A 12156-nucleotide genomic window follows, 5' to 3' on the forward strand; every position below is an offset into this window, starting at 1 on the left:
CCTTTGCCAGGTCTTCACACCGGGTTCTTGACGGCACTCGACACCTCCCGTTGGCTTTCTGCGATCCCGTCGCGACGCTCCCAGTCCGGAAGGCACCAAGTGATAGCGCGTAACACCCGTCGGACCGCTGTGCGGAACGTCTCCTCAGCCCTCGCGGTCTCGGTCTCGGCCCTGTCCCTCGCCGCGTGCGGCGGCGGAGGCGACGACTCCGCGGGGGTGAGGAAGGGCAACGACATCACGGTGGGCCTGCTGCTGCCCGACCGTGAGACGGCACGCTTCGAGAAGTTCGACCACCCGCTGATCAAGCAGGAGATCGCCTCCCTCACCGACGGCAAGGGCACGGTCCGCTACGCCAACGCCGAGGCGAGCGCGGAACGGCAGAGCGAGCAGTTCAGCAAGATGATCACCGACGAGGTGGACGTCATCCTCGTGGACGCCGTCGACTCCGAGGCCATCGGCCCGGACGTGCGGAAGGCCAAGGACGCCGGCATCCCGGTCGTCGCCTACGACCGTCTCGCCGAGGGTCCGATCGACGCCTACGTCTCCCACGACAACGAGCTCGTGGGGCAGGTCCAGGGCCGCGCGATCGTCGGGGAGCTGGGCGAGAAGGCCGAGAAGAGCAAGGTCGTGATGATGAACGGCGACCCCGCCGACCCGAACACGGCCCGGTTCCGGACCGGAGCCCTGGGCGAACTCCAGGGCCAGGTCGACATCGTCCAGCAGTACGACACCAAGGAGTGGAAGCCCGCGGTCGCCAAGGCCAACATGAAGAAGGCCATCAAGACCGTCGGGCTGGACGACATCGCCGCCGTCTACTCGGCCAACGACGGCATGGCGGGCGCCGTCATCGAGGCCCTGAAGGAGGCCGGCGCCACCCGCATCCCGCCGGTCACCGGGCAGGACGCCAACCTGGACGCCGTGCAGCGGGTCGTCTCCGGCGAGCAGTACATGACCGTCTACAAGCCCTTCCTGCTGGAGGCCACGAACGCCGCGAAGATCGCGGTGGCCAAGGTCCAGGACCGCTCGATCCAGTTCGCCGCCCTGACCCGCGAGACGGTCGACAGCCCGACCCACAAGAACGTCCCGGCCATGCTCGTACCGGTGGTCGCCCTCACGCGGGACAACATCAAGGAGACGGTGATCGCCGACGGCGTGTACACGGTGCAGGACATCTGCACCGCGAAGTACGAGGCGGACTGCCAGGCGATCGGGCTGGAGTAGCGAAAGGCTGAAGGCCGGAAGGCCTAAAGGGGCTTGCGGGCCACGAGGGACGCCTGCGGGACGGGTTCGCCGGTCGCCTCGTCGGGCTCCCGCACGGTCCGCGCGCGCACCCCGAAACCGGCGCCCTCCAGCAGGGCGGCCATCCGCTCCGGCCGGCGCCGCCGGAAGTCCAGGGCGACGCGGTGCCCGAAGGCCTCCTCGTAGCGGCGGGACCCGTCGCCGGCCTGGAAGCCGAGGAGCAGGTGGCCGCCGGGGCGCAGGACGCGGTGGAAGCCGGCGAAGAGGGCGGGCAGGTGCTCCTCGGGCGTGTGGATCGTGGAGTACCAGGACACCACCCCGTCCAGTGAGGCGTCCGGGAGGTCCAGGTCCTGCATCGAGCCCCGCACGAAACGGAGGCCGGGGTGCTCGCGGCGGGCGACGGCCAGCATCGACTCGGACAGATCCAGTCCGAAGACCGACAGCCCGAGGGACGCCAGGTACCCGGTCACCCGCCCGGGCCCACACCCCAGATCCCCGACCTCGCCGCCCTCCCCGACCAGCTGCGCGAACCCGAACAGCACCCCCCGGTCCAACGGCGTCCCCACCCGGGGCTCCTGGAAGTGCTCGGCGTACTCCTCGGCGACGGTGTCGTAGAAGAGGCGGGTCTGGCGCAGGAAGTCGGCGTCGGTCATGGGCGGGAGCCTAGGGCGGCGGGGCCCAGGACGGGGCGGGGCCCAGGACGGGGCGGGGCCCAGGACGGGGCGGGGCCCAGGACGGGGCGGGGCCCAGGACGGGGCGGGGCCGGGGGTGAGCGGCCTTCCCTTTCGGAGGGCCGGGCTTCCTCTTCGGGGTCGGGCTTCCTCTTCGGGAGGCGGCACGCACGCTCTCTTGGTCCTCTTCGTCCTTCTGTGTCCCGTCATTCTCCCGACACCGCGACCGGAGGGAAGAATTCGCCGAGATGTCACCGGCGACCCGGCGGGAAAAGGCAGGAGCCCCGCCGCCTGACGGCGCGGGGCTCCTTGGGTACTGCTATCCAACCGGTGGTCAGACCGGCGTGACGTTCTCAGCCTGCGGGCCCTTCGGACCCTGCGTGACGTCGAAAGACACCTGCTGGTTCTCCTCGAGGGACCGGAATCCGGTCGCGTTGATCGCGGAGTAGTGGACGAAGACGTCGGGGCCGCCGCCCTCCTGGGCGATGAAACCGAAGCCCTTTTCGGCGTTGAACCACTTAACGGTTCCGGTAGCCATAAGCCCTCCTTGGGCTCAAAAGGGTTGCCCTGCTCCAGAACCAGCAAGTGTGAAGATGAATTCTGCACAAGTGCCTATGTCTGAGAATGACGAGAGCCCGCGGTCACATGCTCCGCAGGCTCTGTACTGCAAGGGAAACCAAACTGCAACTTGCGACGAGCCTAGCACGCGGGCACCGGGAAGCAAGAGGGATCAAGATCACGTCACCCGAATGTTTGAACGCGATCCGCCGACTGGCGGTGAACCCGCGATCCGCGGCCGGCCTGACGGCGGCGGGGCCGGACGCGGCCCACTAGGCCATGAGAGCTAGCCTCACGATGTGGACAATCCTCGCACCCGGCCGCGCGTCGGCCACATCCAGTTCCTGAACTGCCTGCCCCTGTACTGGGGGCTCGCGAGAACAGGCACGCTCCTCGACTTCGAGCTCACGAAGGACACCCCGGAGAAGCTCAGCGAGAAACTGGTGCAGGGCGATCTCGACATCGGCCCGATCACCCTGGTCGAGTTCCTCAGGCACGCCGACGACCTGGTCGCCTTCCCCGACATCGCCGTCGGCTGCGACGGCCCGGTGATGTCGTGCGTGATCGTCTCGCAGGTCCCCCTGGACCGGCTGGACGGCGCCCGCGTCGCCCTCGGATCGACCTCCCGCACCTCCGTCCGCCTCGCCCAGCTGCTCCTCGCCGAGCGCTACGGCGTCCAGCCGGACTACTACACCTGCCCGCCCGACCTCAGCCTGATGATGCGCGAGGCCGAAGCCGCCGTCCTCATCGGCGACGCCGCCCTGCGCGCCAACATGCTCGACGGGCCGCGCTTCGGCCTGGACGTGCACGACCTGGGCGCCCTGTGGAAGGAGTGGACCGGCCTGCCGTTCGTCTTCGCGGTCTGGGCGGCCCGCCGGGACTACACGGAACGCGAACCGGTCATCACGCGCAAGGTCCACCAGGCCTTCCTGGAGTCGCGCAACCTCTCCCTGGAGGAGGTCGCCAAGGTCGCCGAGCAGGCCGCCCGCTGGGAGGCCTTCGACGAGGCGACCCTCGCGCAGTACTTCACCACCCTCGACTTCCGCTTCGGCGGCACGCAGCTGGCGGCGGTCGCCGAGTTCGCCCGGCGCGTCGGCCCGACGACCGGTTTCCCGGCGGACGTGAAGGTGGACCTGCTCCAGCCGTGAGCCGCGCGGCCCCACGGCACTACCCTGCTGAGGAACGCGGGCGTACGGGGGCTCACGGGGGTCGCCGTCCGCGTACGGGGAGGGGTGACGCCCATGCGGCCGCTCGACGTGGACGAACCGACCGCCGTCGGGCCCTACCGGCTCCTCGGCCTGCTGGGCTCCGGCGGGATGGGCCGGGTCTACCTGGGCCGCAGCGCCGGTGGCCGTACGGTCGCCGTGAAGATCGTGCATCCGCACTTCGCGCTGGACGAGGAGTTCAGGGCGCGTTTCCGGCGTGAGGTCGAGGCAGCGCGCCGGGTGGGCGGCGCCTGGACCGCGCCCGTGCTGGACGCGGACCCGCAGGCGCGGGTGCCGTGGGTGGCGACGGCGTACGCGGCGGGCCCGTCGCTGTCGGCCGCGGTCACGGACGGCGGCCCGTTGCCGGCCCCCACCGTGCGGGCCCTGGGCGCCGGACTCGCCGAGGCGCTGGCGGCGGTGCACGAGCTGGGCCTGGTGCACCGGGACGTGAAGCCGTCGAACGTCCTGCTGACCCTGGACGGGCCCCTGCTGATCGACTTCGGCATCGCCCGGGCCACGGACGGCACGGCGTCCCTCACCTCCACCGGCGTCTCCATCGGCTCGCCCGGCTACATGTCCCCCGAGCAGATCCTGGGCAAGGGCGTCTCGGGGGCGGCCGACGTCTTCTCCCTCGGCGCGGTCCTCACCTACGCGGCGACCGGCGCACCGCCCTTCCCCGGGGACTCCTCCGCCGCCCTGCTCTACAAGGTCGTCCAGGAGGAGCCGGAACCGGGGCCGCTGGAAGGGGAGTTGCGGGACCTGACGGCAGCGTGCCTCGCGAAGGACCCGGGCGCCCGTCCCGCCCCCGCCGACGTGGCCCGCCGCCTGGCCCCCGAGGGCGCGGCCCGGCTGGTGGCCGGCGGGTGGCTCCCGGGCTCCCTGGTGGAGCAGGTGAGCCGGAGCGCGGTCCGGCTCCTGAACCTGGAGGCGGCCGGGGCGGACTCGACGTCGGGGCCGATCGGGTTCAGCAGTCCGTCGGTCGGGGCGCCGGAGACGGGTGGGGGAGCGGAGCGGGGAGGAGAGCCGAGCGGAGGGAAACCGGGCGGAGGAGAGCCGGGCGGAGGGAAACCGGGCGGAGGAGAGCCGGGCGGAGGGAAACCGGGCGGAGGAGAGCCGGGCGGAGGAGAGCCGGGCGGGGTCTTCGGGCCGCCGCCGGTGATGCCCGCGCCGGCTCCCCTTGCCGGTGCCAATGCCGGTGCCGGTGCCGAGGGCGATGCCGTGTCCGTACCCCGGGCCCGTGACGGCGGTGTCCCGCAGGCGCAGGCGCAGGCCCAAGTGCCGGCCGAAGCGCAGGCCCAGGCGCAGGACGCCACCGCGCCCTCCGGCCGCCGCCGCCCCGGCAAGGTCTCCGTCTCCGTCACCGCGACCTCCACGCCGCAGGGCGCGGGGCGGGAGCGGCGGCTGAGCTGCAGTGTGGCGCTGGCGGTCGCGGGGGCGATGGCGGCCGTGCCAAGACCAACCACGGCGGCTGCAACCCGGCCCCCACGACCGTCCACCTCAAGCCGGTGGGCGACGACCTCCAGTACCGCTCGGAGAGCGCGGAGTCGGGGCGGCCCCAGGCCCGGATGTCGAAGGTGGGGTAGGAGAGGAGCCCTCGTCCCCGTACCTGGCGTACAGGGCGACCAGGAGCACGGTCACCGTGAGGGTGGCGGCGAGGCCGACGGCCCACAGCCACGGGTAGTGCCCATGCACCCAGCAGGCGCCGCCCTCCCGGTAGCAGTCGCCGTCCCAGTCCCGGCGCCGTTTCGGCCGCCACGTCGCGCCGATCGTCCCGGCGACCAGATACTCCGCCGCCAGCACGGGCAGCGAGGCCACCGCCCAGACCACCGCACACGCCCTGCTCCGCTTCCACCTCATCCGCGTCAGCGGCACCACCCAGGCGAGGAAGACCAGCGGCAGCACGGCCCCGACGGTGGCGGCGAGGGTGTACGCCCCGCCGGGCCACGCGGGTGCGACGTCACCCCGGAGGCCGTGCCCCAGTACGTGTCGAGGAGGGCCGGCGGCACCAGCAGGGCGAGGAACCCCAGGAACAGCGCGCAGCCCCCGAGACAGTTCCCGTCCCGCTTCTCCGGCTGCTCGGCGGCCTACCGCCCCGGCCGCTGCTCGTAGCGCAGCGCCGCCCCCGCCGCCCTCCTGCGCTTCGGCCTCGCCGAACCCCCGCTCAACGCCTCACCCCGGCACGACGACCGTGCGCAGTTCGCCGTCGCCCAAGTGCAGCATGCCCTTGCCCGGGGCGACCTGCCCGCCCACCATGCTGCGCGACAGCCGAACGCCGATGAGATCGCCGCTGGAGGACTCCTGCGGGGAGAGCAGGATGCCGCGGCGGGCCTTCTTCGCGTCGACCTGCCAGCCGGAGAAGCCGCTGCACACGTCCTCCTCGTCACCCGCGATGACCAGGGCGAGCCCGCGCTCGGCACCCCGGGAGACCAGCTTCTTCAGCTGGCTCTCGGCGTCGCAGTCCTCCAGGATCTCGCCGTCGTCGACGAGGACCGCGATCGGCTCCTCCGGGGACGCCTGGTCGACGAGCTCCTCGAACTCGTCCTCGTCGATGTCGTCGCCCGTGAAGACCTTCAGGACGCCCTCGGCGCCGTCGAGTTGACGCAACGGCGACTGGCGCGGCGCCGCGACCACCAGACGCGTGCCCTGGGCCAGGAACGAGTGCGCGAAGTTCAGCAGCACCGTCGAGCGGCCCGACTTGGCAGGACCCGCGATGACGAACGCCGGTACGCCCGACGCCAGATCGGGTCCGAAGCCGACGATCTCGTCGCCGCCGATACCGGCCAGACCGTACAGCCGCGAACGGGACGCGTCCGGGTCGCGCAGCTCCCACGCCTCCGGGAAGGAGATCCGGCCGGGCAGGCTGTCGACACGGAACGGGCGCCGCGCGCGCGGCACGCCGGCGTCACGCGCGGTGGCCGCTCCTCCGATCGCCGCGAGCGCCGCCGCCTGGCCCTGACCGCTCGTGTCCTCGGCGAGCAGCGCGAACTGCGTCTCCGTGCCGGACTCGTTGCGGAACGCGCGGCCCGGCGGGATCTCCTCGGGCACCTTGCGCACCGGGATGCCGAGCGCCGAGAAGTCGCTGCGGTCGGCCAGACGCAGACCGTACTTGTCCTCGGTGAGGGTGGCGATCCGGCCGACCAGGAGGGTCCGGTCACCGGTGAGGACCAGGTGGATGCCGACGCTCGCGCCCTCGCGCATCATCGTCTGCAACTCGTCCGTGAGCGAGCCGTGGTCAATCTCGCCGAGGGTGGGCACCCAGCCCTCCCAGCGGTCCAGCATCACCACGATGTGCGGCAGCCGCCCGTCCTCGGCGACCGAGGCGCGCTGCTCGCCGATGTCCGCGAAGCCCTTCTCCGCCAGCACGTCCTGGCGGCGGCCCATCTCGCCCTTGAGCCGGTTCACCAGCCGGACGACCCGCTCCGTCTGGTTGCGGCCGACGACCGCGCCGCAGTGCGGCAGCCGCGTCAGGGCGTTGAGCGCGCCGTTGCCGCAGTCGATGCCGTAGAGGTGCACGTCGGCGACGGAGTGCGTACGGGCGATCGAGCCCGCGAGGGTGCGCAGCACCTGCGAACGGCCGCTGCGCGGGGCACCGCCGATCATCAGATGCCCGAAGGAGGAGAAGTCGACGACGACCGGGCGGCGGGACTGGCTCGCGGGCAGGTCCTCGATGCCGTACGGGGCCGGCGGCAGCTTGCCGGGGCCACTGGCGAACGCGGGCACCTCGATCTCGTCCAGCAGCAGCGTCTCGTCGAGGGCCGGCAGCCACGGGCTGTGCTGGGGCGGGATGCCGAGGGAGCGGTTGGCGTCGCGGATCGTGTCCACGAGGACCTTCAGGTCGGTGATCTCCTCGTCCTCCCGGGCCTCCGACTTCGGCTTGGCCAGCGCGGCCCGGCCCAGGTCCTCCCAGGTCAGCGGCCCCACCCAGGGCATCAGCACGGCCGGGTCGGCCGCACCGGGCCGCCGTCCACCGACCCGCCCGGACTGGAACGGCACCAGCGAGGCGTGCCCCAGGCGGGCGTAAGCGCGACCCGGGGTGCTCTTGGAGATGTGCCCGGCCTCCGGCGAGTCGATGACGTCGGTCGACTCGCCGCCGTCCGTCACACGCAGCGCGATACGGAGGTTGGTGTTGGCGCGGATCTCGGGCGAGACCACACCGGAGGGCCGCTGCGTCGCCAGCAGCAGGTGGATGCCCAGGGAACGCCCTCGCTGGGCGATGTTCACGAGCCCCGTCACGAAGTCCGGCAGATCACGCACCATCGAGGCGAACTCGTCGATGACGATGAGCAGCCGTGGCACCGGCCGGTGCGACGGGTCACGGCGCACCAGGTCCTGGTAGTCCTCGATGTCCTTGGCGTCGGCGGCGGCCAGGATGTGCTCGCGCCGGTGCAGCTCGGCACCGAGCGACTCCAGGGCCCGCTCCACCAGGTGCGCGTCGAGGTCGGTCACCATGCCGACGGTGTGCGGCAGATGCACACAGTCCTTGAACGCCGCACCACCCTTGTAGTCGACGAGCACGAACGTCATGTTCTCGGGCGTGTTCGCCACGGCCAGCGCAGCCACGATGGTCTGCAGCAGCTCCGACTTGCCCGAACCGGTCGTACCGGCGATCAGACCGTGCGGCCCGTCCTTGCGGATGTCGATGCCGAACGGCCCGTCGTACGACTCACCGATGACGGCGAGCGTCGACTGCCCGCCCATCCGCCACCGCGCCACGATCGCGTCACTCGTCGGCGGCTCCAGCTGCAGCACGTCCAGCAGCCGGCTGGAGCCCGGCAGCGCCGAGTCCTCGGTCTCACCGCTGATGTCCCGCAGCGGCGACAGCGACCGGGCCAGCCGCAGACACCAGGTGGGGGAGACAAAGTCGGGCCGCACCTCCTTCAGCCGCTCCGCACCGGCCTCCTCCACGCGCAGCCGCAACTGCTCCACTCGGTCCGCCTGTTCGGGCTGCGCGGCGGTCGCGTGCCAGGCCTGGAACGAGGGGAAGCCTCCGGCCGGCTGCTGCGCCTGCTGCCGCACCTGCCGGTCCGGCTCGTACTCCTCGGCCTTCGGCTCGGCGACGACGTAGGCCTGGCACTCGCCCGGTAGGAACCGCTCCTCGGCGTCCAGGCACAGGGCGAACATCGACACGGACGGCCCCTCGCGCAGCAGCCGCACGACACCGGGGAGGGAGCGCAGCCGCCGCGACCCGTCCCACACCACGACGATGTCGGGATCGCTGAAGCTCGAACCGGCCTGCGACGTGTTCTGCTCGGCGGCCTTCTTGCGGGCGTCGAGGATCTGCGTCAGCTCGCCGATGCGGGCGCCGACGGTCTCGGCGTCCGTCCCGATCAGCGCGTTGACGTCCTGCCCGCCGGACGGCCGGGAGTGCGGCAGCCAGCGCACCCAGTCCCAGGACTCCTGCGCCGCGTTCTCGCTCAGCACGTAGAACTGCACGTCCATCGGGCTGTGCAGCGCCGCGGTCTGCGCCACGGCCCAACGCCCCAGCGCCCGCGCGGCGTCACCCGGACCTGCCACGCCGATGACACCGAGGGTCCGCAGATGCAGCGCGACCGGGGCGTCCTCGATCTTCCACGTCACCTGGCGGCGGTGGTCGTCCTGCTCGGGGTCGTCGAGCACGACCTCGGAAGGCAACTGCCCCGTTCCGAAGCGCAGCAGAAGATGGTCGCGGTCGGTGCGCCGCCGCTCCCACAGCCGGGTCCGCGGCCCGGTCCCGAGGGCCAGCACGGTCGCCGGGTCGGGTATGGCGTGCCGCCGGTCGTTCCGCTCGGCGACCAGTGCGTCCTGCGCGTCCTTCTCGATCCGCTCCTTCTGCTCCTCGTACTCCTTGACCTGCTTGGCGTGCGACTTACGCCCGTGCTTCTTGTCGTTGTAGTAGTTCGCGAAGAGCAGGACCGGGCTCAGCGCGGCCATGATCAGGTAGTACCAGCGCTGGAAGATCAGCACCGACACGACGGCACCGACGAGCGGGGTGAGCGCCATCAGCCAGGGCAGCGGCCGGGCCTCGTACTCGCGGGGCGCCGACGGCAGCCGGAAGGTGGTCTGCCGCTCGGGCGGACGCAGCCGCGGGGGCCGGTTGTAGTCCAGCCCGACGCCGTCGTCGGACCACTTCAGAGCGGCGTTGGGCGGGGTGTAACGGGTGAGCTCGAGCAGGGAGTTGCCGACCCCGAACTGAGCCCCGAGCGGCCACTCGGCGGGCCCGCCCTTCTGCGCCGTCTCGCCGTCGCCCTTCTTCTTCCCTTGCTTCTTGCCCTTGCCCTTCTCCTCGGTGTCCTCTTCGCTGTGCTCGGCCAGGGACGTGCCGTCGAGGGTGACGTGCTGCGGGTCCGTGTGGACGGCGACGCTGCAGGTCCCGTCGGTGGCGACGGAAAGGGTGAGGGCCCGGGCGTCGACCTCGGGATCGTCGATCCGCACGTACGAAGCCGACCCGCTCCCGATGTCGTAACGCCCCACACCGAGCCGGTGCACGAACCCGGCGGCGGGCCCGCCCACCACGCGCAGTTCGACGAGCCCGGTCGGCTCACCGGGCAGGCACCCGGAGGGGTCCTGCAGACTGACGACGGCACCCTCGCGCAGCGGCGAGCCGACGACGGTGGCCTGCGGATCGACGGCGTACCCGTCCACGTACACCACGGGGGCGTTGTTGGCCGGCGCGTGCCGGTGCTGCCCGAGCGGGATGACCTGAGCCCCGCTGTGCCCGACCTGCTTGGCCAGCTCCTGGGCGATGTCCCCCACGGTGGACTCAGGATCGGCATCGAGTACGACGTCGGCGGTGCCACCGCCGTACGGGTCGACGACGGTCAGAGTCAGGCGCACGACTTGTCCTCCCCGTGCCACTGGGCCGATGTGGCCGCGTGGTGTCTGTCGCTGTGCCGCTCGCTGCGGGTGGTTCCGTCACGCGGGTCACAGCCGTAAGGGACGATATCCGTTCCGCGCGGCGGCGGGGCAGCGGGGAGGGACCGCGTGTTCCCTATGGCAACGTCATGCACGCTTTCACGACGGCCCGTTCACAAACCGGGGATGTGGCACCACAGGTCACACCCGTAAGCTGCTGACGCAAAGGGCGGACGATCACGCCGGTTGCGGACCGCGACCGGCAACTCGGCCTGACGGTCGAGGAGTCCGCGAACAGGGAGCCACGGGGGTTGGCCCTGCGGCGTTGCGAAAGGGAGCGGCTTCATGGCCAAGGACCTTGACATCACATATCAGGACATGCGAGAAGCTGCGAAGCATGTCGTGAAGGAGAAGGAAAAGCTCCAGGAGAAGCTCGAGGGCCTCCGCAAGTACATCAACAACCTCGTGCAGTCCGGCTACGTCACGAAGTCCTCGTCGAAGGCCTTCGACGAGAACTTCGACGAGTTCGTGCAGGGCACGAAGACGACACTGGACGGCCTCGACGGCATGGGCGACTACCTGACCATGGCGGCCGACAAGTTCGAGCAGATCGACGAGGAGCTGGCTAAGCAGGCTCGTAAGTAAGGGCCTTCGGCTGCGGCGGGACGGTGCGGCGGGGTGCGGGGCACCTCGCCGCACCGTCGTGCTCACAGAGCTTGCCGGTGAGGGGAAGGGGTGTGACGTGGTCGTATCCGGCAGGAGGCCAGACAATGACCGGGAAACGCATCCTCCTGCGCGCTTTCGGGCCCGGGACGGCTTCGGGATCGCCGGAGGCGTGGCTCTGGCCGTCGCTGCCCTCGGGGTGGTCCTGCTGGTGCTGGGCCTGCCGAAACGCTTCGCGCGCGAGACCCTCCCGCAGCTGGTGAACCTCCCCGGTGGTTCCTGGACAGTGGGCGCCGTCCTGGGGCTGATCACCGTCGCGGGCACGACGGGCGCGCTCCGCTCCGCTTCTCACACTCCGCCCGCCGGCACGAGCCGCGCCGCCCGCGCCGCGCGCACCGTCGGCACGGCGATCTGCTGCACGGCGGCCCTTGGCCCGCTGCTCTACCTGCTGAGCGGCCTTCCAGGCAGGAACTGCCGCTCAACGACCTGCGCCTATCTCCCCGGCACCGGCACGGCGTTCCTGGCCTACGTCGTAACCGCCGGTGCGGCGTGCTGGCTCCTCCACCGCTGGAACACCGCACGGGCCGAGGAGTCGGCGGCTCGGGAGAGGGCGAGGGTGCGGAGGCTGCGGAAGAGGGGGAGGGGGAGGAGTCGGGCGGCACATTGAAGGCGATCTGCCGTCCGCGTCGGCTGTACCACCCATCCAGCCCAGCCGCGCCAGGGACCTTCAGCAGCAGGGGCCGCCCCAGGTTCTGCGTTACGAAGGCTATGCACACGACGTGGCATGTCTACTCCGCGAATAGACATGCGACGAGGCGACTTCGCTGGAGCGTTGAGCGAGAAGGTAGAACGGACGCCACCGAGGCGGCCCACAGACAAGGGACTGAGCGTCTTAGCTTGACGTTTATCCTCGGCGGGCTTCGTGTTCCTTGATGGTCTCGGCGCGTTTGACGGTCTTGCCGACGTCGTGGCGCTTGGCGCGGTGTCTG

The 12156-nt window shown here is 71.4% G+C and carries 7 protein-coding genes and 2 pseudogenes; 5 read left to right on the forward strand and 4 right to left on the reverse strand.

The genetic code is table 11. The features are described from left to right. Positions 1-129: 129 nt before the first annotated feature. The gene (locus ACFW6P_RS20880; RefSeq protein WP_386355682.1) at positions 130-1221 is read left to right on the forward strand and encodes a sugar ABC transporter substrate-binding protein; all 1092 of its coding nucleotides are present in this window, start codon (positions 130-132) and stop codon (positions 1219-1221) included. A 23-nt stretch (positions 1222-1244) separates the two neighbouring features. Here the strand turns inward: ACFW6P_RS20880 and ACFW6P_RS20885 are convergent, their stop codons facing one another. Both ACFW6P_RS20885 and ACFW6P_RS20890 read right to left on the reverse strand, forming a co-directional pair. Beyond that, positions 1245-1892: a class I SAM-dependent methyltransferase gene (locus ACFW6P_RS20885; protein ID WP_386355679.1), complete on the reverse strand. Its 648-nt coding sequence runs from the start codon at positions 1890-1892 to the stop codon at positions 1245-1247. A gap of 352 nt (positions 1893-2244) precedes the next feature. Beyond that, positions 2245-2448, reverse strand: a complete 204-nt coding sequence (locus ACFW6P_RS20890; protein ID WP_004984723.1) for a cold-shock protein — start codon at positions 2446-2448, stop codon at positions 2245-2247. A gap of 319 nt (positions 2449-2767) precedes the next feature. Here ACFW6P_RS20890 and ACFW6P_RS20895 point away from each other — a divergent pair, with 319 nt between their 5' ends. Further along, complete coding sequence (locus ACFW6P_RS20895; protein ID WP_386355676.1) at positions 2768-3616, forward strand: menaquinone biosynthetic enzyme MqnA/MqnD family protein; 849 nt, start codon at positions 2768-2770, stop codon at positions 3614-3616. A gap of 168 nt (positions 3617-3784) precedes the next feature. Beyond that, positions 3785-4438, forward strand: a pseudogene (locus ACFW6P_RS20900) (serine/threonine-protein kinase); the annotation flags it as partial. Positions 4439-4744: 306 nt separating this feature from the next. Here the strand turns inward: ACFW6P_RS20900 and ACFW6P_RS20905 are convergent. After that, positions 4745-4948 (reverse strand): annotated as a pseudogene (locus tag ACFW6P_RS20905) (hypothetical protein); the annotation flags it as partial. Positions 4949-5842: 894 nt separating this feature from the next. Next, positions 5843-10486: an FtsK/SpoIIIE domain-containing protein gene (locus ACFW6P_RS20910; protein ID WP_386355674.1), complete on the reverse strand. Its 4644-nt coding sequence runs from the start codon at positions 10484-10486 to the stop codon at positions 5843-5845. 363 nt (positions 10487-10849) lie between these two features. On the opposite strand from ACFW6P_RS20910, the gene ACFW6P_RS20915 reads away from it, so the two are divergent. Beyond that, positions 10850-11149 carry a WXG100 family type VII secretion target gene (locus ACFW6P_RS20915; protein WP_082319687.1) on the forward strand — a complete coding sequence of 100 codons (300 nt, stop codon included), beginning with the start codon at positions 10850-10852 and terminating at the stop codon, positions 11147-11149. Positions 11150-11339: 190 nt separating this feature from the next. Continuing rightward, positions 11340-11834 (forward strand): hypothetical protein, encoded by a 495-nt coding sequence (locus tag ACFW6P_RS20920; protein WP_386355671.1) that lies wholly within the window; start codon positions 11340-11342, stop codon positions 11832-11834. The last annotated feature ends 322 nt before the right edge of the window (positions 11835-12156 follow it).

Origin of the sequence: Streptomyces sp. NPDC058741 (assembly GCF_042746715.1) — a bacterium.
Lineage (GTDB): Bacteria > Actinomycetota > Actinomycetes > Streptomycetales > Streptomycetaceae > Streptomyces.

Excerpts from the sequence above, each read along its gene's own strand:
- ACFW6P_RS20885 (WP_386355679.1), bottom strand. The coding sequence starts at position 1,892 with ATGACCGACGCCGACTTCCTGCGCCAGACCCGCCTCTTCTACGACACC.
- ACFW6P_RS20890 (WP_004984723.1), bottom strand. The coding sequence starts at position 2,448 with ATGGCTACCGGAACCGTTAAGTGGTTCAACGCCGAAAAGGGCTTCGGT.
- ACFW6P_RS20915 (WP_082319687.1), top strand. The coding sequence starts at position 10,850 with ATGGCCAAGGACCTTGACATCACATATCAGGACATGCGAGAAGCTGCG.